General features: G+C 68.6%; 20 protein-coding genes. 12 read left to right on the top strand and 8 right to left on the bottom strand.

Going from position 1 to position 24,181, the window contains the following annotated elements; genetic code table 11:
* Positions 1-276: ROK family protein (locus AAC997_RS05785; protein ID WP_340644737.1), on the top strand; the 276-nt coding region annotated here is incomplete at its 5' end.
* An 83-nt stretch (positions 277-359) separates the two neighbouring features.
* On the opposite strand, the gene AAC997_RS05780 is transcribed toward AAC997_RS05785, so the two are convergent.
* On the bottom strand, positions 360-1,214 hold the full coding sequence (locus tag AAC997_RS05780) for an FkbM family methyltransferase (protein WP_340644736.1): 855 nt from the start codon (positions 1,212-1,214) through the stop codon (positions 360-362).
* 77 nt (positions 1,215-1,291) lie between these two features.
* Entirely contained in the window at positions 1,292-1,810 is a 519-nt protein-coding gene (locus tag AAC997_RS05775; protein ID WP_340644735.1) for an ACT domain-containing protein, read from the bottom strand.
* 132 nt (positions 1,811-1,942) lie between these two features.
* Between AAC997_RS05775 and hemE the strand changes: the two genes are divergently transcribed.
* From hemE to AAC997_RS05725, 10 genes are all read left to right on the top strand, one after another.
* On the top strand, positions 1,943-3,004 hold the full coding sequence (hemE, locus tag AAC997_RS05770; RefSeq protein WP_340644734.1) for a uroporphyrinogen decarboxylase: 1,062 nt from the start codon (positions 1,943-1,945) through the stop codon (positions 3,002-3,004).
* Between the two features lie 44 nt (positions 3,005-3,048).
* Positions 3,049-3,612 carry an NTP transferase domain-containing protein gene (locus AAC997_RS05765; RefSeq protein ID WP_340644733.1) on the top strand — a complete coding sequence of 188 codons (564 nt, stop codon included), beginning with the start codon at positions 3,049-3,051 and terminating at the stop codon, positions 3,610-3,612.
* 101 nt (positions 3,613-3,713) lie between these two features.
* Entirely contained in the window at positions 3,714-4,292 is a 579-nt protein-coding gene (locus AAC997_RS05760; protein WP_340644732.1) for an ANTAR domain-containing protein, read from the top strand.
* Positions 4,289-5,344, top strand: coding sequence for a CmpA/NrtA family ABC transporter substrate-binding protein (locus AAC997_RS05755; protein ID WP_340644731.1), 1,056 nt, complete (start codon positions 4,289-4,291; stop codon positions 5,342-5,344). Before AAC997_RS05760 ends, AAC997_RS05755 begins: the two co-directional genes overlap by 4 nt.
* Before the next feature lie 223 nt (positions 5,345-5,567).
* Positions 5,568-6,791, top strand: coding sequence for a nitrate/nitrite transporter (locus AAC997_RS05750; RefSeq protein ID WP_340644730.1), 1,224 nt, complete (start codon positions 5,568-5,570; stop codon positions 6,789-6,791).
* Between the two features lie 5 nt (positions 6,792-6,796).
* Positions 6,797-9,265 (top strand): nitrite reductase large subunit NirB, encoded by a 2,469-nt coding sequence (nirB, locus tag AAC997_RS05745; RefSeq protein WP_340644729.1) that lies wholly within the window; start codon positions 6,797-6,799, stop codon positions 9,263-9,265.
* Positions 9,262-9,609 (top strand): nitrite reductase (NAD(P)H) small subunit, encoded by a 348-nt coding sequence (locus tag AAC997_RS05740; protein ID WP_304828719.1) that lies wholly within the window; start codon positions 9,262-9,264, stop codon positions 9,607-9,609. The genes nirB and AAC997_RS05740 overlap by 4 nt, the downstream gene beginning before the upstream one ends.
* A gap of 3 nt (positions 9,610-9,612) precedes the next feature.
* Entirely contained in the window at positions 9,613-12,291 is a 2,679-nt protein-coding gene (locus AAC997_RS05735) for a nitrate reductase (protein WP_340644728.1), read from the top strand.
* Positions 12,281-13,060 carry a uroporphyrinogen-III C-methyltransferase gene (cobA, locus tag AAC997_RS05730; RefSeq protein ID WP_340644727.1) on the top strand — a complete coding sequence of 260 codons (780 nt, stop codon included), beginning with the start codon at positions 12,281-12,283 and terminating at the stop codon, positions 13,058-13,060. Before AAC997_RS05735 ends, cobA begins: the two co-directional genes overlap by 11 nt.
* A gap of 112 nt (positions 13,061-13,172) precedes the next feature.
* Positions 13,173-13,904, top strand: a complete 732-nt coding sequence (locus AAC997_RS05725; RefSeq protein WP_340644726.1) for a FadR/GntR family transcriptional regulator — start codon at positions 13,173-13,175, stop codon at positions 13,902-13,904.
* A gap of 94 nt (positions 13,905-13,998) precedes the next feature.
* On the opposite strand, the gene AAC997_RS05720 is transcribed toward AAC997_RS05725, so the two are convergent.
* Positions 13,999-19,749 carry an ice nucleation protein gene (locus AAC997_RS05720; protein WP_340644725.1) on the bottom strand — a complete coding sequence of 1,917 codons (5,751 nt, stop codon included), beginning with the start codon at positions 19,747-19,749 and terminating at the stop codon, positions 13,999-14,001.
* 369 nt (positions 19,750-20,118) lie between these two features.
* Here AAC997_RS05720 and AAC997_RS05715 point away from each other — a divergent pair, with 369 nt between their 5' ends.
* A complete protein-coding gene (locus AAC997_RS05715; RefSeq protein WP_340644724.1) occupies positions 20,119-21,690 on the top strand; it encodes an AMP-binding protein in 1,572 nt (523 codons plus the stop codon).
* On the opposite strand, the gene AAC997_RS05710 is transcribed toward AAC997_RS05715, so the two are convergent.
* From AAC997_RS05710 to AAC997_RS05690, 5 genes are all read right to left on the bottom strand, one after another.
* Positions 21,687-22,142 carry a GNAT family N-acetyltransferase gene (locus AAC997_RS05710; RefSeq protein WP_340644723.1) on the bottom strand — a complete coding sequence of 152 codons (456 nt, stop codon included), beginning with the start codon at positions 22,140-22,142 and terminating at the stop codon, positions 21,687-21,689. The genes AAC997_RS05715 and AAC997_RS05710 overlap by 4 nt on opposite strands.
* Positions 22,143-22,226: 84 nt before the next feature.
* Positions 22,227-22,682, bottom strand: coding sequence for a hypothetical protein (locus AAC997_RS05705; RefSeq protein ID WP_340644722.1), 456 nt, complete (start codon positions 22,680-22,682; stop codon positions 22,227-22,229).
* Positions 22,683-22,690: 8 nt separating this feature from the next.
* Positions 22,691-22,969, bottom strand: a complete 279-nt coding sequence (locus AAC997_RS05700; RefSeq protein ID WP_340644721.1) for a PepSY domain-containing protein — start codon at positions 22,967-22,969, stop codon at positions 22,691-22,693.
* An 11-nt stretch (positions 22,970-22,980) separates the two neighbouring features.
* The gene (locus AAC997_RS05695; protein WP_340644720.1) at positions 22,981-23,400 is read right to left on the bottom strand and encodes a biopolymer transporter ExbD; all 420 of its coding nucleotides are present in this window, start codon (positions 23,398-23,400) and stop codon (positions 22,981-22,983) included.
* A gap of 44 nt (positions 23,401-23,444) precedes the next feature.
* A complete protein-coding gene (locus AAC997_RS05690; RefSeq protein ID WP_340644719.1) occupies positions 23,445-24,179 on the bottom strand; it encodes a MotA/TolQ/ExbB proton channel family protein in 735 nt (244 codons plus the stop codon).
* Positions 24,180-24,181: the final 2 nt, after the last annotated feature.

Genomic DNA, 24,181 nt, shown 5'->3' with positions numbered 1-24,181 from the left:
GACCGCGCCGACCTGCGGGCGCTGGCCGCCGACTATCTGGGCGAACTCTGCGCCAGCCTGACCCTGGCCTGGTCGCCGCGCTGCATCGTACTGGGAGGCGGGGTCATGTCGACGCCGGGTCTGTTGGGCGAGGTGGCCGCATCCCTGCGCCGAAACCTCGGCGTCTATGGCGCGCCGCTGATCTCCGGCGTCAACTACCTACGCGCCCCGGCCTTGGAGCACTCGGGACTCGAGGGCGCGATGATCGTGGCGAGGCGTCAGGTCTCGAAGCGATAGGCTGCGGCGTCCGAGCGCGCCCAGGGTGGTCTTCGGTCTTTTCGAGCGCGAAGGCGTCGCCTTCCGGTTCGACGCCTGACGTCTCACGCTCCGGCGTTCACCAGGGCGAGGTAGCGCTCGAAGGCGTCCGCAGGGAGTTCGCCGCGGGCGGCGAGCAGGGCGACCATCCGGCCGGCGAGGTCGATGCTGTAGAAGTTGTGGTGGGCGAGAAGGGCCACGGTTTTCATCAGCTCCGGATCCAGGCTGCCGGGCGCCACGGGGTCGCGGACATAGACGATGTCGGCCTCCAGCAGCTGGTTGAACGGACTTCGGAAGTCGCCGTCGCGCAGGACCGGCGCGATCGACCATCTCTTCATGGCCGTGAAGCAGTGCGGGATGAAGCCCCGCCCGCGCATCCAGACGTCGATGTCGCCGAAGCTGGGCTGGCCCTCGTAGAGCGGTACGAAGGAGACCTCGAGCTGGACCATGGCGCAGCGCGCCAGCTTGGCGGTCCCATGGCGCAGGACGTCGAGTTCGCCGCCCTGGATATCCATCTTCAAAAAGTCGAGGTCGGGCAGGTCCTCGATATCGTCGAGCCGAGTGGTGTTGACGGCCTGCTTGCGTTCCACCTGCCCCAGCCGCTCAAAGCCGTTGAAGAAGGCCAGGTGATCGGCCGAGGGCCGAAACAGCGAGGTCATCCCCGACTGCGGGGCGGCCAGGTAGAGGGTCGCGGGCTCCCCGTCGCCCACCACCTGGGGAAATATCCTGACACGCTCGCCGTAGAGCCGGCGGAGCGCCGCGTGCTGGCGCGGATCGGCGTCGAAGGCGTTCAGCTCGGCCTGACCTGAATCGACCAGCGCCTTGTAGACCGGCGTCTCGCCAAGGTCGGCGGCGCCGATGTCGGCCACCTGCAAGGGGCGTTCAAGAGCCAGGAGGTCGAAGAGGTCGCGCGTCGCCATGAATCAGTTTGAGGCTGATTCTCGGCCTTGGCCGCTGCGGCACGGCGACTCGCGAACGCCCCCCATGCAACCGGGCCTCAGCGCGCCTTGGCCGGAGCCAGCGAGATGTCGACCATGATCTCGGCGGAGATGTCCTCCAGCGCCGCCTGGACATCGGCGCCGGTCAGGGCGGTGGGCAGGCGCAGGCGGGCGTCGAGATGGAAGAGCGCGCTGCCGGTCTGGGGCTCCGCGCTGATCCGGGTCTCGAAGGCTTCGATGTTGACCGCCAGCCCGCTGAGGACCGCCGTCACCTGGTGGACGATGCCCAGCCGGTCCTGGCCGACGAGGGAGAAGAGAACCTCATCGCCGTCGTCGTTGGGCGCCTCGACCGCCGGTGCGATGCGGACCTCCAGGCCGTGGGCGTCCACCGACTGCACGGCCGCGCGCAGGGCTTCCAGGTCATCGGCCTCCACCAGCACCGAGCCGACATAGAGCCCACCCAGCCGGCTGAGATGGCTTTCCAGCCAGTTGCCGCTGGCCGAGAGTACGGCGGCGGCCAGGGCCTGGGTGAGACCGGGCCGGTCGCTGCCGGTTACGCTGAGGATCATGGTCGCCATGGCCAACTCTGTCGGGCGGACCCCGAGCGCAGTCAATCCGGATTTGCGGCCCGACCTCCGGGGACAAGCCTCGGTATTGGCGGCGTTAGGACGGCTTGATAGGGAGGACGCCCAACGCAAGGCGAGAACAGCATGGTCCAGGTCCCGGAGAAGTTGTTGCTGCGCGCGCTTAGAGGGGAGCGGACGGAGCGGCCTCCGATCTGGCTGATGCGGCAGGCGGGGCGGTATCTGCCTGAATATCACGTCACCCGCGACGCGGCCGGTGGGATGCTGGGGCTCTGCAATTCGCCGCAACACGCGATGGAGGTGACCCTGCAGCCAATCCGCCGGTTTGGCCTGGACGGCGCGATACTGTTCGCCGACCTGCCCCAACTCGCCGCGGCTCTGGGCCAGACCCTCGAATACGTGGATGGCGAGGGGCCGACGCTGAGCCCGCCGATCCGCTCTTCGGGGGATATCGGCCGCTATCTGAGTCTCTCGAACCTGCACGAGGCTCTGGCGCCGATCTACGAGACCGTGCGGGAACTGGCTGGGGCCTTGCCGGACGAAGTGACGCTGATCGGCTACGCAGGGGCGCCGTGGACGGTCGCGACCTACATGGTCGAGGGCCGGGGCGGCGGCGCCACTGATCACGCCATCATCCGGCAGTGGGCGCTGTCGGATCCAGATGGCTTCCAGCCGCTGATCGACATGTTGACCACGGCGGCGATCGAATTCCTCGACCGTCAGATTCACGCCGGCGCCGAGGCGGTGCAGTTGTTCGAGAGCTGGGCCGGCATCCTGCCCGAGCCGTTCTTCCGGCGCTGGTGCGTCGAACCCGTCGCCGCGATCATCAAGGCGCTGAAGGCGAAGCACCCGACCGTTCCGGTGATCGCCTTCCCCCGCGCCGCAGGCTTACTGTACGAGAGCTATGTGGTGGAGATCGTCGCCGACTGTATCGGGCTGGACAACACCGTGCCGCTCGGCTGGGCCTCGGCGAGAATCCAGGGCGAGCTCGGGCGCTGCATTCAGGGCAATCTCGACCCCCAGTTGCTGGTGGCTGGCGGGCGCGCGCTTAGGTCAGAGGTGGAGCGCATCCTGCAGGCAGCGACCGGCGGCCCGTTCGTCTTCAACTTGGGGCACGGCATTCCGAAGACGACGCCACCGGAGCATGTCGCGGCCCTGGTGGCGCAGGTTCAGGCTTGGCGAACCTAGCCTGACCGTTGACGTAGGGTCGCGCTCGCTCCAACTGTCCGCCCATGAGCACACCCCTCACCCTTGGCGCGATCATCCTGACCGGCGGCGCGTCGCGGCGGATGGGGACGGACAAGGCCGCGCAGCTCTGGGACGGGCGCCGTGCGGTGGATCTGGTGGCGGAGCTGGCCCGCGCGCTGGGGGCTAAGGTGGTGGTGTCCGCCGGCGACGGCGCGTTCGGCCTGCCCCGGGCGCCTGATCCCGCCCCCTTGAGCGGACCGGTGGCCGGGGTGCTGGCGGGGATCGCCCTGGTGCGGGGCCAGGTGGACCGCGTGCTGGTGCTGGCGGTGGACGCGCCGACGATCAATCCGGAAGACTTGGCGCCCCTGCTGGCGGCCGGCGCTCCGGGGGCCGCGTTCGACGGTCAGCCCCTGCCGATGGTGCTCGATATCGCGGCGGTTCCGCAGGACGCGCAAGATGACTGGCCGCTGCGACGGTTCGTGGCGCGAGCGGGGCTGATCCAGATTCCGCTGGACCTGGAACTGCTGCCCAGGCTGCGGGGGGCCAATACGCCGGAGGAGCGTGATCGCTTGGCGGGCGAGTCGGATGGGCCTAAGGCGCCCAAATGAGTTGCGAAGTGTGCCCTGAAAACAGGCGTTCAGGCCGCGCCATGGGCGATTTGCGCGCGGCGGATGGCGTCTTGCCCGGCCTTGGCGGCTAGCAGAGCCCCATGCGCGTCCTTGTCATAGATCCCGACCCCGCCCGGGCGGCGCTGGTGGCCGAGGGGCTGGAGGGCGTCGATCCGCTGGAGGTGCGCCAGAGCGCCCAGTTCGACGCCGCCGAAGTGGCGAGCTTTGCCCCTGACATCATCGTGGTGGCCTGCGACAGCGCCGACCGCGACACGCTTGAGAGCCTGCGCGAGGCCGGTGAGACCAATCCGCGCCCGGTGGTGATGTTCGCCGACCGTTCCGAACCCGGGCTTGCCGAGCAGGCGATCCGAGCGGGGGTGGCGGCCTATATCGTCGATGGTCTGGCGCCGGCCCGAGTGCGGCCGATCCTGGAGGTGGCGATGACCCGGTTCTCGCTGATGCAGCAGCTGCGCGGCGACTTGGCCAAGGCCAAGGCCAACCTGGAGTCCCGCAAGGTGGTGGATCGCGCCAAGGGCCTGCTGATGAAGGAGCGGGGCCTGGACGAAGACGCCGCCTACAAGCTGCTGCGCAAGCTGGCCATGGACACTGGTCGACCGCTCGGCGCGGTGGCGACAGACCTGCTGGCCTTCGCGGGCGTGTTGAAGGGGGACGCGTCGTGACCAGCCTGACCTTGGGGTTCATTCCTCTGACCGACTGTGCGCCGCTGGTGGTGGCGGAGGCCAAGGGGTTCTTCGCGGGCGAGGGCCTGGACGTGACCCTGAGCCGCGAGGCCTCCTGGGCGACGATCCGCGACAAGGTGACGGTGGGCGCCCTGGACGCGGCCCACATGTTGGCGCCCATGGCGCTGGCCGCGACGGCGGGCGCCGGCGGACCGGTGACGCCGATGATCGCGCCCCTGGCTCTGGCGGTGAACGGGGCCGGCGTCACGCTGTCCAACAGGCTCAGCCAGGCCCTGCCGGCCGGCGCGGAGACCTTGCAGGAGATCGCTGCAGGGCTGGCCGCGTTCATCGGCCAGCGGCGGGTGGGGGGCGAGCCCCCGCTGACCTTCGCGGTCGTCTTCCCGTATTCGATGCACAATTACGCCCTGCGCTATTGGCTGGCGGAGGCCGGCGTCGATCTGGATCGCGACGTGCGGCTGGTGGTGACGCCGCCGCCGCGCATGGTGGAGCAACTGCGCACTGGTCAGGTGGACGGGGTTTGCGTCGGCGCGCCCTGGAACGCGGTAGCCACCCGGGGTGGGTTGGGGCGCGTGGTGATGCGCACCTCGCAGTTCTGGCCGGCGGGACCCGACAAGGTGTTGGGGGCGGGCGCGGCCTTCGCTCAGGATGATCGCCTATCGCCGCTGTTGCGGGCGCTGGTCCGTGCCCAGGCCTGGTGCGACCGCGCGGAAAATCACGAGGACCTGGCCGTCCTGCTGGCCCAGCCTGAATATGTGGGCGCACCGCCCGATGCGATTTCAGCGGCGCTCGGAGGCGAGCTGGTCTTCCACCGCGACGGGGCCGGGATCCCGCGCCTGGAGCACGCCCGGTGGTTCCTGGCCCAGATGCGGCGATGGAATCAGATCGGCGCGGATGTGGACGCGCAGGCCCTGATCGCTTCGGTCTATCGGCCAGACCTTGCGATGGCGGCCCTGAAGGCGACAGGACTCGCACCCGAGGTCCAGCCTGCGCCGGGGCCCCTGTTCGACGGCAAGACCTTCGCCGCCGGCTGAACGCCTCGTTTTTCATCACCCAAGATTTCGCGGCGCCTGCGAAATAGGCGCTGCTGCCCAACTGGCCTGGGATCGGTGCGCCATGGCTGACATCGGCCATGTTGCAGTGCGTCATGAGGGCAGGCCCACGGACAACGACGTTCGCGGCTGATCGAGACGACCGCTCGGATGCGGTCACCCCAACGGCGATGCCGCCGCTCTCGTTCATCCAAGGTTTCAGTCCATGTTGAGCCGCTCCTTCCTCAAGTCGGGCCACACGCCCACCTTGTTCGCCGCCTTCCTCTATTTCGACTTCAGCTTCATGGTCTGGGTCCTGCTCGGGCCATTGGGCGTGGCGATCGCGAAGGACTTCCATCTCGATCCAGCCCAGAAGGGCCTGATGGTCGCGGTCCCGGTGCTGGCGGGCGCTCTGCTGCGACTGGTCGCCGGCGTCATGGTCGACCGGATCGGTCCCAAGCGCACAGGCCTGATCGGCCAGAGCATCGTGATCACAGGTCTCGCCGCCGCGTGGCTGCTGGGGGTTCACAACTACAACCAGGTGCTCGTGCTGGGCGTCCTGCTGGGTGTGGCCGGCGCCTCCTTCGCCGTGGCCTTGCCGCTGGCCAGCCGCTGGTATCCGCAGGAGCACCAGGGCTTGGCGCTGGGCATCGCCGGGGCCGGCAATTCCGGCACGGCCCTGGCGGCCCTGTTCGCCCCGCTGCTGGCCAAGACCTTCGGCTGGAACAACGTCATTGGCCTGGCGATCATTCCGCTGGCCGTGGCCTTCGTCGTCTATCTGCTGATGGCAAAGGATGCGCCGGAACAGCCAGAGCCGAAGAAGTTCTCGGAGTATCTCGACGTTCTGAAGGTGGCGGACGCCTGGTGGCTGATGCTGCTCTACAGCGTGACCTTCGGCGGCTTCGTGGGCCTGTCCTCGTCCCTGACTATCTACTTCAACTCCGAATACGGCATCGACCCGGTGAAGGCCGGCTTCTTCACTGCCGCCTGCGTCTTCGCCGGCTCCTTCATCCGGCCGGTAGGCGGGGCGCTGGCCGACCGCTTCGGCGGGGTGCGGACCCTGATCGTAGTGCTGGGCTTCGCGGCCATCGGCCTGGCCACCGCCAGCTTCCAGATGCCCAATGTCTGGATGGCCTTCGCGGTCCTGATGTTCTGCATGTCGGCCCTGGGCGCCGGCAATGGCGCGGTGTTCCAACTGGCGCCGCAGCGTTTCCGCAAGGAGATCGGGGTCATGACCGGCCTGATCGGCATGACCGGCGGCGTCGGCGGCTTCTACCTCGCCTCGACCCTGGGCCTCGCCAAGAAGATGGCCGGAACCTACCAGCTGGGCTTCCTGGGCTTTGCCGCCCTGGCGGTGTTCGCCCTGGTGGCCCTGGCCGGTCTGAAGAACCACTGGCGCGCGGTCTGGCCGACTCTCGCGCCTGCCGACTCTGCTCCGGTCCGGGTCTGAACCTCATGACCCAGCAAGCTTCCAAGCAGCGTCTCGTCGTCATCGGCAACGGCATGGCCGGGTGCCGGGTGGTGGAGGACATCCTCAAGCGCGACCCCGACCGCTACGAGATCACCATCTTCGGCGCCGAGCCGCGGGTGAACTACAATCGCATCATGCTCTCGCCTGTGCTGGCGGGAGAGAAGGCCTTCGACGACATCGTCATCAATGACGAGGCCTGGTATCGCGACAACGCCATCACCCTGCACGCCGGCCGCGCGGTCACCGCGATCGACAGGGCGATGAAGACTGTCTCGGCCGAGGGCGGGCTCGCCGTTCCCTACGATCGGCTGATCCTAGCGAGCGGCTCGGACCCCGTACGCCTGCCGCTGCCAGGCGCGGACCTGAAGGGCGTGGTCACGTTCCGCGACCTGGACGATGTGGACCAGATGGTCGCCGCCGCCGACGCCGGCGGCGCGGCCGTGGTGATCGGTGGGGGCCTGCTGGGGTTGGAGGCCGCCTACGGCCTGGCCAAGCGCGGCATGAAGGCCACCGTTGTCCACCTGATGGACGTACTGATGGAACGTCAACTCGATAGCGCCGCGGGCTTCCTGCTCACCGAGGCCCTGGCTCAGCGTGGGGTGGAGACGGTGCTTTCGGCCCAGTCCGAGGCGATCCTCGGCGTTGATGGCAAGGTCAGCGGGTTGAAGCTTTCGGACGGCCGGGTGCTGCCCTGCTCGATCCTGGTCATGGCTGTGGGCATCCGACCCAATACGGCGCTGGCCAAGGCCGCGGGCCTCGGGGTCGGCCGCGGCGTGGTGGTCGACGACCAGATGCGCAGCGACGATCCCGATATCTATGCGGTAGGCGAATGCGCCGAGCACCGGGGCGTGGCCTATGGCCTGGTCGCTCCCATCTGGGACATGTGCAAGACCCTGGCGGCGGCCCTGACCGGCGACGAGGCCAGCGCCTATGGCGGCTCCATGCTCTCGACCCGTCTGAAGGTGTCGGGGGTCGACGTGTTCTCAGCCGGCGCCTTCGCGGGCGGGGAGGGTTGCGAGGACATCGTGTTCCGGGACGCCGGACGCGGTGTCTACAAGCGCGTCGTTCTGGAGAACGGCAAGGTGGCCGGGGCGGTGCTGTTCGGCGACGCCGCCGACGGTGGTTGGTACTTCGACCTGATGCGCCAAGGCGCCGATGTCAGCGGCATCCGAGAGACATTGATCTTCGGTCAGGCCATCACGGAGGGCCTGTCGGGCCTGGACCCTAGTTCGGCCGTTGCGGCCATGTCCGACGACCAGGAGGTCTGCGGCTGCAACGGCGTGTGCAAGGGGCAGATCACCGGGGCGATCACTGGCCAGGGCCTGACCACGCTGGACGCGGTGCGTTCGGTCACCAAGGCCTCAGCCTCCTGCGGCTCCTGCACGCCCCTGGTGGAGAAGCTGCTGAAGCTGACGCTTGGCGACGGCTTCCAGGTCCAGACCGGTCCTGCGCCGATGTGCAAGTGCACCGGCCACACCCACGACGTCGTCCGTCGGGCCATCGTCGAGGGCGAACTGAAGTCCATGCCGGCCATCCACCAGGCCCTGGAGTGGAGCACGCCAGACGGCTGCGCCTCGTGTCGGCCGGCCCTCAACTACTACCTGATCTGCGCCTGGCCCGGGGACTATCAGGACGACAAGCAGTCGCGCTTCATCAATGAGCGGGTCCACGCCAACATCCAGAAGGACGGGACCTATTCGGTGGTGCCGCGCATGTGGGGCGGCATGACGACGCCCGACGAACTGCGCGCCATCGCCGACGTGGCCGACAAGTTCGCCATTCCCGCGGTCAAGGTCACCGGCGGCCAGCGCATCGACCTGCTGGGGGTCAGGAAGGACGACCTGCCGGCGGTGTGGGCCGATCTCAATGCGGCAGGCATGGTCTCGGGCCACGCCTATGCCAAGGGCCTGCGCACCGTGAAGACCTGCGTCGGCACCGACTGGTGCCGGTTCGGAACCCAGGACTCCACCGGCCTGGGGATCCGGTTGGAGAAGTTCATGTGGGGGTCCTGGACGCCGGCCAAGGTCAAGCTGGCGGTGTCGGGCTGTCCCCGCAACTGCGCCGAGGCCACCTGCAAGGACGTCGGCGTGATCTGTGTCGACAGCGGCTACGAGATCCATGTCGGCGGGGCGGCGGGCCTGCATATTCGCGGCACCGAGATCCTGACGAAGGTCGCCACCGAGGAAGAGGCCATCTGGACCATCTGCGCCCTGGTGCAGCTCTACCGCGAGGAGGGCTGGTATCTGGAGCGGATCTACAAGTGGATGGACCGGGTGGGTCTGGACGCCATCAAGGCGGCGCTGGCCGATCCCAACGACCGCCGGGCGCTCTATGACCGGTTCGCCTATTCGCAGCGCTTTTCCCGCGTCGATCCGTGGGCGGAACGGGTCGCCGGCCGCCATACCGAAGAGTTCAATCCGCTTAGCCGTCGCCTGGAGTTCGAACCCGCATGAACGCGCTCGTCAAGGAACCCGCCATCCTCTGGACCGACGTGGGCGCTGTGACCGACATCCCGCGCCGTGGGGCCAGACGGGTCCCCAGTCCGCGCGGTGACATCGCCATCTTCCGCACGGGAGACGGGGCGGTCTTCGCCCTTATGGACAAGTGCCCGCACAAGGGCGGGCCGCTCAGCCAGGGGATCGTCCACGGGCAGTCGGTGACGTGTCCGCTGCACGGCCGGGTCATTGACCTCGCCACCGGCGAGGGGACCGGCGCCGACAAAGGTCACGGCTGCGCGCCGGTGGTCCCGCTGGAGGTGGTGGACGGCCGCCTGATGCTGGGCGTGGTCGGAGGCTAGTCCGTGGCCGACGGCTCCCTCATCCCCGCCGTCAAGACCACCTGCCCTTATTGCGGCGTGGGCTGCGGTGTCTCGGGCGTGGTGACCCAGAGCCGCAGCCTGGCGGTGAGCGGCGACGTTACTCACCCGGCCAATGCCGGCCGGCTGTGCTCGAAGGGCTCCGCGCTCGGGGCCACGGTGGGGCTGGAGGGTCGACTGCTCACCCCCATGATCGGCGAGCGTGAGGTGGGCTGGAGCGAGGCCACCGCCCTGGTGGCCCGCCGGTTTTCCCAAACCATCGCGCGACACGGTCCGGACTCGGTGGCCTTCTATGTCTCAGGCCAGCTGCTGACCGAGGACTATTACGCCGCCAACAAGCTGATGAAGGGCTTCATCGGCTCGGGGAATATCGACACCAACTCCAGGCTCTGCATGGCCTCGGCCGCAGTGGCCCACAAGCAGGCCTTCGGGGCCGATCTGGTGCCCGGCTGCTACGAGGACCTCGACCTCGCCGACCTGGTGGTGTTCAGCGGTCACAACGCGGCCTGGACGCATCCGGTGCTGTTCCGGCGCATGGAGGCCCAGCGGGCGCGGGGCCAGCGCCATGTGGTCATCGACCCGCGCCGTACCGACACAGCCGAAGTGGCCGACCTGCATCTGCCGCTGGCCCCGCAGATGGATGTGCGGCTGTGGAACGGCCTGCTGGCCGACTTAATCTCTCGCGGCGCCATCGACCGGACGTTCATCGCCGACCACGTCAACGGCTTCGCCGCCGTGGAGGCGCAACTGGCCCAGGCCGACCAGTCGCCCGCCGCGGTGGCTGCCGACTGCGGGCTGGCCGTGGCCGATTTGGAGACGTTCTTCGCGATGTTCGCGGAGACCCCCAGGACGGTCAGCCTGTTCTCCATGGGCGCCAACCAGTCGGCCCAGGGCGTGGCCAAGGGACTGGCGATCCTCAACGCACACTTGGCGACCGGCCGGATCGGAAAGCCGGGCGCCTGCCCCTTTTCCATCACCGGCCAGCCCAACGCCATGGGCGGGCGCGAGACCGGTGGCATGGCCAATACCCTGGCCGGCCACATGGACTTTGTTCCCGACGACGTGGCCCGGGTGGCCCGCTTCTGGGGCGCGCCGAAAACTTCCCCCAAGCCCGGCCTAAAGGCCGTCGACATGTTCGAGGCCGTCCACGACGGGCGGGTCAAGGCCATCTGGATCATGGCCACCAACCCGGCGGTCAGCATGCCGGACGCAGGCCGGGTGCGCGAAGCCCTGGCCAAGTGCCCCTTCGTCGTCGTGTCAGACTGTATGGCCGACACCGACACCATGGCCTTCGCCCATGTGAAGCTGCCCGCCCTGGCCTGGGGCGAGAAGGACGGCACGGTCACCAATTCTGAACGCAGGATTTCGCGCCAGAGGGCGCTGTTCCCGAGGCCGGGCCAGGCCAAGGCCGACTGGCGGATCGTGGCCGAGGTGGCCGACGGCATGGGGTTTGGCGACGCCTTCTCCTGGTCGAGCCAGGCCAGTGTCTTCCGCGAGTGGACCCGGCTCACGGCCTTCGAGAACCTCAGCCGCACCTTGAACCTGTCGGGCCTCGTGGGCCTCTCACAGGCAGGCTACGACGAACTGGAGCCGATTCAGTGGCCGGTGGGCGCCGACCGGATCGGCACGCCGCGGCTGTTCACCAATGGGCGGTTTCAGACGGCCGATGGGCGAGGCAACATGATGCCCGTCGCGCCCAAGGGCCCCGCCACAGCCTGCGATCCGGCCTTCCCGCTGTCGCTGAATACCGGCCGCATCCGTGACCAATGGCACACCATGACCCGGACGGGCTTGGCCGCGGACCTGTGGCGTCATGCGCCGGAGCCCTTCGTGGAGATCCACCCCGAGGACGCCGCCGCCGTCGGCGTGACCGAGGGCGTTCTGACCCGGGTCCAGACGGCGCGCGGCGAGGCTGTCGCTATCGCTCGGCTCACAGACCGCCAGCGCCGGGGCGGCGTTTTCATGCCCATGCACTGGACCAAGGCCTATGGGCCGCAGGGTCGGTCCAATCCGCTGATCGCGCCGAATATCGATCCCACCTCCGGCCAGCCCGAGTTCAAGCACACGCCCGCCCGGGTGCGGGCCTATCGGGAGACCTGGAAGGGCTTCCTGATCGACCGCCGGGGCTTCGCCCCGCCGGAGAGCGCGGACCTGATCTGGCGGCGCATTCCGCAGACCGGCTGCATCCTGCATGAATTCGCCGGGCGCGGGGACGAGGACGAGCGTGAAGTCCTGCGCCGCTGGATCGGGGAGCCCACGGGCGAACTTCTGAGCTATGGCGACCCGGCTACGGGCGCGCGCCGCGACGCCTGGGTCGCGGGCGACCGGCTCGAGCGCGTGCTGTTCGTCGCCACCGGCGGCGCCCTGCCGCCGCGCGAATGGCTGGCCGATCTGTTCGAGCACGAGGCGCTTCCCGCCGCCGCGCGGGCCACCCTGCTGTTTGGCCGCCCGCCCGGTCCGGCAGTCGACCGGGGCCCCACCGTCTGCGCCTGCCTGAAGGTGGGAGCCCACACCATCGACGACGCCGTGCGCGGCGGCGCCGTCACCGTCGAGGCTATCGGCGCGGCTACCGGCGCCGGCGCCAATTGCGGCTCCTGCCGCCCCGAGATCGCCCGGCGCATCGCCGCGCTCAACACCGCCAGGGAGACCCAGGATGCCGCATGATCATGCCGCTGGTCAGGTGCTGCTGGTGGGCGCGGGGCCAGGTCCCGCTGACCTGATGACGGTCCGCGCGATGCGCGCGGTCCAGGGCGCCCAAGCCCTGCTCTACGACGCCCTGGTCGGGGCGGAGATTCTCGACCTTGCGCCAGCCAACTGCATTCGCATCCAGACCGGCAAGCGGGCGGCGCGCGCTAGCATGGCGCAGGACACGATCAACCGGCTGATGCTGCGCCTGGCGCGGCGGGGCCTGAAGGTTGTGCGGTTGAAGGGCGGCGATCCATCGATCTTCGGGCGGGTGGGGGAGGAGAGCGCCCTCCTGAAATCCCACGGCGTGCCGGTGGAGATCGTGCCCGGCGTGACCACCGCCTGCGCGGCGGCAGCCCAGTTCGACTTTCCGCTCACCCATCGCGGCCTGGCGCGGCGGGTGGTGTTCGCAACCGCGACCCTGACGGCGGGCAAGCTGGTGGCCGACTGGGATGGCGCGGCCGATCCGGAGACCACGCTGGCCATCTATATGGGCGGCGCCGCCGCCCGACAGATCCGCGCCCGCCTGATCGCCGCGGGCCGTTCGCCCTCGACGCCGGTTGCGGTGATCGAGAACGTCGGAAGATCGCAGGCGCGGGCTGTCACCGGGTCTCTGGACAGTCTGCCGATCCTGGCCGCGACCAGCGGCGGCGGACCGGTGATGATCGTGGTGGGTGAGGTCACGGCGCTGGCGCCCGGCGCTTTGCTGCAAGCGCCCCGTGATGTCGTCCAAGCCCTGCGCGCTTGACCGTCAGGCCCAAGCTGGAACATGGTTTCCGGACCGCACTCAAGCTGCGGGCCTGGAGGTGTCTCATTTCGCACGCTGACCTGGTCGCGCGCGACGCGCCGGCGAACCGCCAATGAGGACCACCCACGGCCGTAGCTTCACCCACGACATCGTCCAGCGCCTCGGCCAGGAGATCGTCTGCGGCGTCTATGGCGCCCAGAACCCGTTCCCCATCGAGGCCGAGCTGTGCAAGCGCCTGGGAGTGAGCCGCAGCGTGCTGCGCGAGGCGGTCAAGATGCTCACCACCAAGGGCCTGCTGAACGCCCGTCCGCGTCAGGGCACCTGGGTGGAGCCGGAGAGCAACTGGAACCTGCTGGACCCCGACGTGCTGCGCTGGTTCCTGGAGCGCAAGTTCTCGCCGACTCTGCTGCTGGAGTTCACCCAGGTGCGGCTGGCCATCGAGCCCATGGCCGCCTCCATGGCCGCGCGCCTGGCCACAGACGAGGCCAAGGCCGCCATCATCGCCGGCCTGGAGCGCATGAAGGCCGCCGAGCGAGGGGAGGATGATCCGCTGGAGTCCGACATCGCCTTCCACGTCGCCATCCTGCGGGCCAGCGGCAACCGCTTCCTGGGCCAGATGCGCGACCTGATCGATGTGGCCTTGCGCACCTCCATCCGCCTGACGAACCGCCGCAAGGGCGTCCCCCTGGCCAGCATCGCGGACCACCAGAGGGTCTCCGACGCGATCCTGGCCGGCGACGCGGAAGGCGCCAGCCGTGCGATGCGGGACCTGATGCTGGAGGCCTTGGTGCTGATCGAGCAGGAGGCGGCGGCGGCCGTGGCGGGACAGGCGGCGGCGCGCTGATGGGCTCTTGACCCGTATTGACCTGCTCTAGCGTCCTGGTCGGCGTCTACGCTGAACGGCCGTGTCGAGTTCACTGACATCAGGCCGACGCGACCTAGGACGAGCCGGCCTGCATCGCAGCGAGTTGCTCAGGCGTGATGCTCGCCATCTGGGTCGGCGTGAACGCGTCGATCTGGGTGCCATTCATCGCCATCAGTTCCCGCGGCGTGAGCGCGCTGATGCTGGTGATCGACAGGCTGGCCACCTGGGTGACGGTCAGGCCCATCAGCTGCCGGTCGGTGAAGGACGACATCATGGTCGCGTTCAGGCTGTTGAGCTGGGTGGGGGTCAACGATCCGACCTGAGTCTCGGTCAGAGCCTCGAACTGGGTCGGCTCGAAGCCGTTCAGGTCGGTGGACTTCAGGTTGGCGATCTGGGTCCCGCTGAGCGAGGACACCTGGGTTGTCGTCAGGGCGTCGAACTGGCTCTCGCTCAGCGCCCGCAGCTGCATCCGCACCAGGCCGCTGAGCTGGGTGACCGTCATGGCGGCCAGGCCGCTGGCGGTGAGGTAGCCGATCTCGGTGGTGGTCAAGGCCCCGATCTGCTCGGTGGTCAGGCCCCCGAGTTGGGTCAGGGTCATCTGAGTGATCTGGCTCTCGGTCAGGCCGGTGATGCCGGCGGCCGACAAGGCCTTGATCTGGGAGGGTGTCAGGGCGCCGAAGCCGGTGGAGGTCAGGGCCGCGATCTGGTTCGGCGTCAAGCTGGCCACGTCCGAAGCGTCCAGAAGGCCGACCTGGGTCGTGCCCAGGCTAGCCACCTGAGTGGTGGAGAGCGCACTGACCTGCTCGGGGGTCAGCGCCGCGAACTGGGTGGAGGTCAGGCCGGCGATGTTCGTGGTGGACAGGCCGGAGATGGCGCCGGCCGATAGCGCGGCGACCTCCGCGGCCGTGAAGGCCGCGATCTGGGTGGCCGACAGAGCCGGAATTTGACCGGCGGTCAGGCCCGAGACGCCGCTCGCCGACAGGGCGGCGATGTGGGTCGTGCTCATCGCCGCGATCTGGGTCGGGGTCAGGCTGGCGACGTGGGTGGCGGTCAGGCCGCCGACCCCGGTGGCTGTCAGGTGTCCGAGTTGGGTCTGGCTCAGGGTTGCGAACTGGGTCGAGGTCAGCGCCCCGATCTGGGTGGCGTTGAAGCTGGTGATCTGGGTCCGGGTCAGGCCCGCGATCTCGGTGGCGGTCAGGCCGGTGATTCCGGTCGCCGACATGGCCGCCAACTGCGTGCGGCTCAGGGCGGCGAACTGAGTGGGGGTGAGCGCCGCGATGTGGGTCGGGGTCAAGCCGCTGACCTCCGCGGGGGTCAGGGCCGCTACCTGGTTCGCGGTCAGAGAGGCGACTTGAGTCGGGGTGAAAGCGCCGACCTGGGTCGCGGTCAGGCTGCCGAATTGAGTCAGGCTCAGGCCCGCGATCTCGGTGGCGGTGAGTCCAACGATGCTGGTGGTGGAAATGGCGGCGATCTGACCCGACGTCATCGCACCGAGCTGGGTTTTTGAGAGACCCGAGATCTGGGTCGCCGTCAGCCCTGAGGCGGCGGTGGCGGTGAGCGCGCCCACACCGGTGGCGGTCAACGCCGCGATCTGGGTGGCGTTCAGGACGGCGACCTGAGAGTCGGCCAGGCCCGCAACGCCGGAGGCCGACAAGGCCGCGATCTGGGCGGCTGTCATTGCCTGGATGTCTTCAGTCGTCAGCGCGGCCACCTGGGTGGCGGCAAGGGCTGAAACCTGGGTGGTGGTGAAGGCCGCGATGCTCTCGGGGGACAGGCCCGCGATGGCGGTGCTGGAGAAGCCGGCGATCTGCTTGGCGCTGAGGCCGCGAAGCTGGGTGGCGCTGAAGCCGTCGACCTGGCCTTCCGACAGGGCCGCCATCTGGGTGGCGCTGAGCGCGGCGACCTGAGTCGAGGTTAGCCCACCGATGCCGGTCACGCTCAGACCGGTGATGGCGCTGGCCGACAGGGCGGCGATCTGGGTCGCCTCGAGGCCCGCGATCTGGTCGATGGTCATCGCGGCCATCTGGGTGGAGGTCAGTCCTCCCATCGCCGTAGCCTTGAGGGCGTCTATCTGGGTGGCGGTCAACGCCGCGATCTGAGTCGAGGTCAGGCCGCTCATCGCGGTCGGCGACAGGGCCGCGACCTGTGACGGCGTCAGGGCCTGAATCTGCTCGTTCGAGAGCGCGCCGAGGTTGGTGGCGTTGAAGCCCGCCACCTGTTTGGCGGACAGGGCGTCGAGCTGGGCTACCGAGAAGCCCTGGATCTGGTCGGCCGAAAGCGCCGCGAGCTGGGTGGCGGTGAGGGCCCTGATCTGGGTGTCGTTCAGCGCGCCGATCTCGGTGGCGGCCAGGCCGGCCATCGCCGTGGCGGTGAGGGCGCCGATCTGGCTGGCCTCAAGGCTGGCGATTTGTGTGGCGCTCATGGCCGCGACCTGGGCGCCCGTCAGGCCGGCGATTTCGGTGGTCTTGAAGGCGTCGAGCTGGGTCGTGCTCAGAGCCTCGATCTGGTTGGTGCTCAGTCCACCGATGGCGGCCGAGGTCAGGGATCCGATCTGGCTGGCCGACAGGGCGGCGAACTGGGTGATGCTGAGGGCGCCCAACGACGTGGCGGTGAGACCCTTGAGCTGAAGGGCGGTGAGGCCGCTGATCTGGGTGGTGCTGAGGGCCTCGACCTGATCTCCCGAAAGCGCCTGGATCTGGGCCGCCACCAGGGCGCCGATCTGGGTGGAGGCCAGGCCCGCGATATCCTCGGGCGTCAGGCCGGCGATGGCGGTGGGGCTGATCGCGGCGATCTGGGTGGTCTGCAGAGCCGCGATCTGTTGGGTGGTCAGGGCTCGGGCCTGCTCCTCGGTGAAGGCGCGGACCTGGCCGATGCTGAGTGACGTGATCTGGGTCGTTGATAGCGCGCCGAGCTGGTCGGTGGAGAAGGCGGCCAGGCTGGTGGCCGACAGCCCCTTGATCTGGGTGGTGGTGAGGGCGACGACATCCGTCGTCGAGAACGCTTCGATGGCGGCCGCCGAGAGGCCCGTCATCTGGGCGGTCGAGAGGCTCGCCAGCTGATCGGAGGTCATGTCGGCGATCTCGTCGCCGGTGAAGCCTCTGATTTGATTGGCGGTCAGAGCCGCCATCTGGGTGGCGGAGAAGGTGGCGAACTGGCTGGCGGTCAGGGCTGCCAGGGCCGCGCTGGAGAGGCCTCGCATCTGGGTCGCGCGGAGCGCCGCCAACTGGGTATTGGAGAGGACGGCGACCTGATCCTCCGACAGCGCGCCCATCTGGTTGGTGGAGAGGGCTGCAAGGTGGCTGGAGGACAGGCCCGCCACCTCGTCGAGCGTCAGGCCGCCGATGACGTTGGCCGACAGGGCCGCGACCTGGGTCTCCGACAGCGCCGCGAACTGGGCGGTGGTCAGGGAGGCCGCCACAGTGGTGGTGAATCCCTTGAGCTGGAAGGTGGTCAGTGCGCTGAGCTGGGGGGTCGACAGGGACCCGATCTGCTCGGGGGTCAGCGAGGCCAGGCTGGTGGCCGTCATGCCGCGCACCTGGGTGGTGGTCAGCGCGGCGATTTGCTGTTGCGTGAAGGTCGCCACCTGGGTCCCCGACAGCGAGGCCAGTTCCGCGGCGGTCAGGGCCGTGAGCTGGGTGTCGGCCAGACCGGCGATCTGGGTGTCGCCCAGGGCCTGGAGTTGGGAAACCGTCAACCTGGCGATCTGGGTGGTGGTCAGCGCCCCGAGCTGATCGATCCGCAGCTGGCCCATATTGGTGGCGTTCAGGCCGGCGAAGGCCCCCGGCGTCATGGCGGCCAGCTGGGTGGTGGCAAGGGCCTCGACCTGGGCGGACGTGAAGGCGGCGATCTGGGTGGTGGCCATGCCGCTCACCTGGGTGGTGCTCAGGCCGGCCACCTGGCCGGCGGTGAGCGCCTGGATCTGCCCCGCGTTGAGGGCCGCGATCTGGGTTGCGGCGAAGGCTGCGACCTGGTCGGCGGTCAAGGCGGCCAAGTCGGATGCGGCGAGCCCCTTGATCTGGAGGGCGCTGAGCACGGCGAGCTGGGTGGCCTGAAGGCCGCCGGTCTGGGTGGTGGTGAGGCTGCCGAGCTGGACCGCCGTCAGGGACCGCATCTGTGTGGTGGTCAGGGCGGCGACATCCTCGGCGGTCAGGCCGGTGATCGCGGTCGCCGAGAGGCTGGCGATCTGGACGTTGCTTAGCGCCGCCAACTGCTCGGCGGTCAAGGCCCCAACCTCGGTGGCTGTGAGGCCCCTCACCTGGGTGGCGGTGAGGGCCGCGACTTGATCGACCGACATGGCCCCGATCTGGTCGTCGGAGAGCGCGCCGACAGCCGCGACGGAGAGGCCCTTGATCTGGGTGGTGGTCAGGGCCGCGATTTGGGTCGGCGAGAACGCCGTCAACTGGGTGGCGGTCAGACCCGTCATTCCGGTCGCCGTCAGGGCCGCGAGCTGGGTCTCGGCCAGAACGGGAATCTGCGCGGCGCTCAGGCCGCGGACCTGCATGGGCGCCAGCCGCCCGATCTGGGCGGCGGTCATGGCGCCGAGCTGTTCGGTGCTCAGGCCGGCGACGTTGACGGCGGTCAGGCCAGAAAGGCCTCCGATCGTCAGCTCCGGAATCTGGGTGACGGTCAGGGCGCCAACCTGGGTGGCGCTCATGGCCGTCAATTCGGCGGCGGTCAGGCCCTTGATCTGGGTCGTGCTGAGCGACCCGATCTGGTCGGGACTCAGCGCCCGGATCTGGCTGGCGGTGAAGGCGCCCATCTGCAGCGAGCTCAGGGCGCCGAGTTGGACGGCGTCGAGGGACGCGGTGTCGGTGGCGTCGAAACCCCGGAGCTGGGTCACCGACAGGGCCGACATCTGTGTGGCTGACAGGGCGTCGATCTGGTCGACGGAGAGCGCGCCCAGCGCCACAGGGGTCAGGGCCTTGATCTGTGTGGGGGAGAACGCCGCGACCTGCTCTTGCGTGAAGCCGGACATCTGGCTGGCTGTGAGGGCGCCGACGCCGATAGGGCTAAAGGCAGCCAGTTGGGTTTCCGCCAGGCCAGCGATCTGAGTGGTGGTCAGGCCCCGGACCTGCTGGAACGAAAGTCGGCCGATCTGGGTGGGGGTCAGAGCGCCCAGCTGCTCGTCGCTGAGGCTGGCGAGGTTGCGGGCGCTGAGGCCGAGGAAGCCGCCGGCCGACAGGGCCGGGATCTGCTCAGCCGTCAGGGCGCTGATCTGGGTGGCGGTCATCGCCCCGAGTCCGGCCGCGGTGAGGCCGGTGACCTGGGTGGTGCTGAGCGCCGCGATCTGGGTTGGGTTGAGGGCCTTGATCTGGGTGGTGGTCAGGGCTCCGATCTGGCTCGCGCTGAGGGCCGCGAACTGGTCATCGTCGAGGCCCGCGACCTCGGTGGCGGTGAAGCCCTTGATCTGGGTGACGCTCATCGCGGCGATCTGGGTCGCGGAGAACGCGTCGATCTGGTCCGACGTCATGGCCGTCAGCTCACGGGCGGTCAGGCCCTTGATCTGCGTGACGGTGAGAGCGGCGATGTCTTCGGGCTCGAAGGCCTGGACCTGGGTCCCGTTGAAGGCGGCGAGCTGGGCGGCGCTGAAGACGATCTGGCTGGTGGTCAGCGCCCGGATCTGGGTCGCCGCCAGCGCCGTGACCTGCCTGGTGGACAGCGCCTGGAGCTGAGTGCCGGCCAGGGCCTCTATCCCTGTGGCTGTCAGGGCCCCGATCTGACTGAAGCTCAGCGCCGCCATGTCGGCGCGCGTCAACGACTCCAGCTCCTGACGCGTCAGGCCGGCGATCTGGACCGGGGTGTAGGAAGCGATGGCGGAGGTCACAGGCTCGCCCCGGTCGACAAGGCGAGCCGACGCACACCTCGGGAGGCGGTCAGGTCATCGCTCTTGTACTCGTGGTCCATGCCGGCCTTCACGCGGAACGCGTCAACTCGCGCCCATTAACCCTATGTGCAAAGGCTGTGCCTGACGGCTGATTGAAAAAACTACCCTAATAAAACAAAATGTTACGGTGCATCACGAGGGGCCATCGCTGGGGCAGGTTTTGCCGGGCGGCGCCGCTGCTACCCAACGGCAGGTTGCGAAGGGCAGTGGCGGACAATGTTGTCGGTTGAGGATTGCCGTTGCGTCAAAGCAGCGGGTTTCCGAAGATGGCGCCGAACCGGCTGCTCAAAGCCGGACGGGGAGAGCGACATGAGCCAGGCTTCGGTTGGCGATCTGGAAGCGCGCCTGAACGCCGCGATCGATGTCGGCATGGCGCCCGCCGTCTGGGCGGAACTGCAGCCGGACAAGGTGGCTGTCCATGAACTGAATGGGCGCACGCGCACCTTCGGCGACCTGAACGCCAACGCCAATCGCATCGCCCGGCTGCTGCGGGAGCAGGGGCTCGGCCCGGGGGATTCCATCGCCCTGTTGTGTTCCAACCGGGTGGAGTTCGCCGACGTGTTGTTCGGCGCCCTGCGGATCGGCGTGCGGATGAGCCCGGTCAACTGGCACCTGACCGCCGACGAGATCGCCTACATCATCGATAATTGCGAGGCCAAGGCGCTTTTCGCCGACGCCGATGTAGCCGCCGCGTCGGCCGCCGCCGCCCAGTGTCCTAACCTGGGGCTGAAGGTGGCCATCGGCGGCGATCTGCCGGGCTTCGCGGGCTACGAGGCGGTGCTGGACCGCTTCTCGCCCGCCGATATTGAGGACCCGATCCGCGGCTACACCATGCTCTATTCGTCAGGCACCACAGGGCGTCCGAAGGGGGTGCATAAGCCGCAGGCCGTCGTGCCGGGCTACGACAAGACCTACGACCGCGAGATCGATGTTCACCTCTGCACCGGACCGGCCTATCACGCCGCCCCCCTGGCCGGTGATGTCCGCCGCGCTCTGACCAACGGGGTGCCGACGGTCTTGATGGACAAGTGGGATTCAGAGCTGGTCCTGAGGACCATCGAGGACTTCAAGATCACCCGGGGCCACTTCGTCCCGATCATGTTCCAGCGACTGCTGGCCCTGCGCGAAGAGGTGCGCACCCGGTACGATCTCGGCTCCCTGCGCCGGATCACCCACGGCGCGGCGCCGTGCCCGCCGGAGGTGAAGCATGCCATCATCAAGTGGTGGGGGCCGGTGCTCTACGAATACTACGCCGGCTCCGAGGGCGGGGTCGGCTTTCTGGTGACCTCTCAGGAGTGGCTGGCCAAGCCTGGCACGGTGGGCAAACGGCCAGCGCCGCACGCGGCGCGCATTGTCGACGAAGCCGGCGACGAGTGCCCCGTGGGCGTCGCCGGCGCCATCTACATGCGCCTCGATATCCAGGGTGGATTTGACTACTTCAAGGACGACGCCAAGACCGAGGCCAATCGGCGCGACGGTTACTTCACAATGGGCGACATCGGCTATCTGGACGAGGACGACTACCTGTTTCTTACCGGACGTAACGCCGAGACGATCATCGCCGGCGGGGTGAACATCTATCCGCAGGAGGTCGACAACGAGCTGATCAAACATCCCGCCGTCGAGGACACTTGCACGGTGGGCGTGCCCCATGACGAGCGTGGCGAGGAGGTGCGGGCGGTGATCCAGCTCAAGGCCGGCTACGAGCCTACCGAGGCTCTGAAGCAGGAGATACTGGCCTTCGCCCACGCCAATCTGGCCAGGTTCAAGATCCCTCGTCAGATCGACTTCGCCACCAACCTGCCCCGCTCCGAAGCCGGCAAGATCCAACGCAACAAGGTCCGCGCTCCCTATTGGGAAGGCCGCGCCCGGGCGATCTAGGTCGTGCCGCCTTTGCGCAATCGCCGCACGAACCCGGTGTCCCGCTCGATGAAGCCCGTGGCCTGACAGAAGGCTCGCAGGGTCTCCGCCTCGGGCGGCGCCGACAGGTGCAGGTCGCCGCAGCCGGCGCTGCGGGCAGCCTGGGAGGCGGCCTTCAGGAGCAGGCGGCCTATGCCTCGGCGGCGCGCGTCGGGGCCGACAAGCAGGCTGCTGACGAAGGCTGACGGCAGATCGGCCAGCAGGGTCTGGCGTGGATGAAACACGATCAGGCCGCTGGGCGGCCCCCATGCGACAGCCAGCAGGACGGTAGCCCGCTCGGCCTTCAGGCGCTCCAGTCGGACGGCGATGGCGGTCGGCCCGCCTACCAGACCCGCCGCCTGCATCAGCTCGGCGACGCCTGGCGCATCGACGGCGTCTGCGGCGCGAATCTCGAGACCATATCGGCTCGCCAAGCGTCTGAAACTCCGCACACAGGGCGCGGGTCGGCCCACGCCGTTCCACAGCACGGGCCAGGCTGGCCCCCAATCCCTAGCCGGTCAACTTTCCGGCCGCAGAAACCGGATCAGGCGGTGGACACCATAGAGCACCGGCAGGGCCAGGCCCGCAATCCAGTGACTGGGTGAGACCAGTCCCCAGGGGCCGTCATCCCCGGCATAGATCAGCAGGTAGCCAGTAAGGGTCAGGGCCAGCACCCACGCCAACAGGCTCGCGCCCGACCAGCGCCGCCGCCCGCTCTGCCACGCCCGGACGATGTGCAGGCCGCAAAGCAGCCCCACCAGCCAAAGGGTGGCGAAGGCGAACAGGCCGTGCATCCCTAGCCACCAGGGCTCCAGCATATGCGGCTCCGGTCCCCACGGGCCGATCTTGCGGAAGAAGAAGTGGAAGATCAGCCACAGACCGCCCGACACCCACAGGCCGCCGCCCACCAGGGCGATGGCCAACCTGGTGCGTCGGCTGAGCCGGATGGGCGCGGTTGAGGGCGGCTTCGGCACCTCAGCTGTCAGGGTTGGACGGCGACGCGCGCCAAGGTCTTGGGATCGAAGAAGGCCTCCACCGGGCGGCCCTTCTCGTCGAAGCCATAGACTTCGTAGCAGCCGTTGAACATCTGCAGCTTGCGGACCACCCAGCCCTGGCTCTTCAGCAGCTGGACCAGTTCGGCGGTGGGCTTGCGCTCGGCCCGAGTGGCGGCGGGACACGACACGTCGCCGTGGGCGAAAGCCACGTCGGCGCAGGCCAGGGAGAGGGTGGCGACGGCCAGGCAGAGAAGTGTCTTCATCATCGGCTCCAGGGTCAGGATTGCGGAACAGGCGCGGGCGCCTGGATATTGGTGGTCACCGTGCCAGACGGATCGGTCACGAAGCCCACCTTGGCGACACCGGCCTTGCTGGCCTCGCTCATCACGCCAGCCAGGACCTCGTATTGGGTATGGCGGTCGATGCGCAAATGAAGTTCGGGGGGCTTGGCCTTGGCGCCGGCCGCCGTGAACCGCTGCAGCATCTGGTCGTGGTTGATCTTGTCGCCGTCCCAATAGAGCTGGCCGGCGCCGTCGATGGCGAACTGGATGGCCGGTTCCCGGGACTCATCGGGGGCGCTGGTGGCCTTGGGTAGGTCGATCTTCACCGAGTTGGTGAGCAGGGGCGCGGTCACGATGAAGATGACCAGCAGCACCAGCATGATGTCTACCAGCGGGATCACGTTGATCTCCGCCATGGGCGAATTCCTGCGCCCACTGTCGAAGCCACCGAACGCCATCTCTAGGCGCCCCGGGTCGGGGCCGTGCGCTTGGGCGCGGCCGGGGGTTCTGAGGAGCCGACCTTCGCGCCCGTTACGAGGAACGTGAAAAGGTCATGGGCGAAGCCGTCGAGACGGGCCAGCGTGATGCGGTTGCTGCGGACGATGAAGTTGTAGCCAAGCACCGCCGGGATCGCGACGGCCAGGCCGATGGCGGTCATGATCAGCGCCTCGCCGACCGGGCCGGCCACCTTGTCCAGGGCGCCCGAGCCCGACCGGCTGATGGCGAGCAGGGCGTGGTAGATGCCCCAGACGGTGCCGAGCAGGCCGACGAAGGGCGCGGTCGCCCCGATCGATGCCAGGACTGTCAGGCCCGATTCCATGTCCGAGGTCTCCTCGTCGATGGTGCGCCGCAGAGCGCGGGTGAGGAACTCGGTGGGCGTGCCGGCCTCATTGAGGCGGTGGGCGCCGTGACGCTCATGATGCTGGGCGGCCACGATGCCTTGCTGAGCCAGGTGAGCGAAGGCGTTGTCGGGGGACTTGCCGTCCAGTTCGCGGCCGACGACCTCGATGGAGGGGGCGTTCCAGAAGAACTTGAGGAACTTTTCGGACCGGCGACGGGCCTGGGCGCCGCTCATCGACTTGGTGACGATGAGGTACCAGCTGGTGATCGAGGCTCCCGCCATCAGCACCAGTATGGTCTTGGCGAGCAGGTCCGCCTGCGAGAGGAAATGGCCAAAGCCTTGGGCGTCTTCCATGT

The sequence above is a fragment of the Phenylobacterium sp. genome, from assembly GCF_037968635.1.
Taxonomy (GTDB): domain Bacteria; phylum Pseudomonadota; class Alphaproteobacteria; order Caulobacterales; family Caulobacteraceae; genus Phenylobacterium.
This window is presented reverse-complemented; position numbering and strand designations above follow the sequence as displayed.

What these genes read in the sequence shown, in the direction of transcription:
- AAC997_RS05760 (WP_340644732.1), top strand. Translation starts at nt 3,714, where the DNA reads ATGCGCGTCCTTGTCATAGATCCCGACCCCGCCCGGGCGGCGCTGGTG.
- AAC997_RS05780 (WP_340644736.1), bottom strand. Translation starts at nt 1,214, where the DNA reads ATGGCGACGCGCGACCTCTTCGACCTCCTGGCTCTTGAACGCCCCTTG.
- AAC997_RS05740 (WP_304828719.1), top strand. Translation starts at nt 9,262, where the DNA reads ATGAACGCGCTCGTCAAGGAACCCGCCATCCTCTGGACCGACGTGGGC.
- AAC997_RS05775 (WP_340644735.1), bottom strand. Translation starts at nt 1,810, where the DNA reads ATGGCGACCATGATCCTCAGCGTAACCGGCAGCGACCGGCCCGGTCTC.
- AAC997_RS05715 (WP_340644724.1), top strand. Translation starts at nt 20,119, where the DNA reads ATGAGCCAGGCTTCGGTTGGCGATCTGGAAGCGCGCCTGAACGCCGCG.
- AAC997_RS05765 (WP_340644733.1), top strand. Translation starts at nt 3,049, where the DNA reads ATGAGCACACCCCTCACCCTTGGCGCGATCATCCTGACCGGCGGCGCG.
- AAC997_RS05725 (WP_340644726.1), top strand. Translation starts at nt 13,173, where the DNA reads ATGAGGACCACCCACGGCCGTAGCTTCACCCACGACATCGTCCAGCGC.
- cobA (WP_340644727.1), top strand. Translation starts at nt 12,281, where the DNA reads ATGCCGCATGATCATGCCGCTGGTCAGGTGCTGCTGGTGGGCGCGGGG.
- AAC997_RS05700 (WP_340644721.1), bottom strand. Translation starts at nt 22,969, where the DNA reads ATGATGAAGACACTTCTCTGCCTGGCCGTCGCCACCCTCTCCCTGGCC.
- AAC997_RS05750 (WP_340644730.1), top strand. Translation starts at nt 5,568, where the DNA reads ATGTTGAGCCGCTCCTTCCTCAAGTCGGGCCACACGCCCACCTTGTTC.
- hemE (WP_340644734.1), top strand. Translation starts at nt 1,943, where the DNA reads ATGGTCCAGGTCCCGGAGAAGTTGTTGCTGCGCGCGCTTAGAGGGGAG.
- AAC997_RS05690 (WP_340644719.1), bottom strand. Translation starts at nt 24,179, where the DNA reads ATGGAAGACGCCCAAGGCTTTGGCCATTTCCTCTCGCAGGCGGACCTG.
- nirB (WP_340644729.1), top strand. Translation starts at nt 6,797, where the DNA reads ATGACCCAGCAAGCTTCCAAGCAGCGTCTCGTCGTCATCGGCAACGGC.
- AAC997_RS05695 (WP_340644720.1), bottom strand. Translation starts at nt 23,400, where the DNA reads ATGGCGGAGATCAACGTGATCCCGCTGGTAGACATCATGCTGGTGCTG.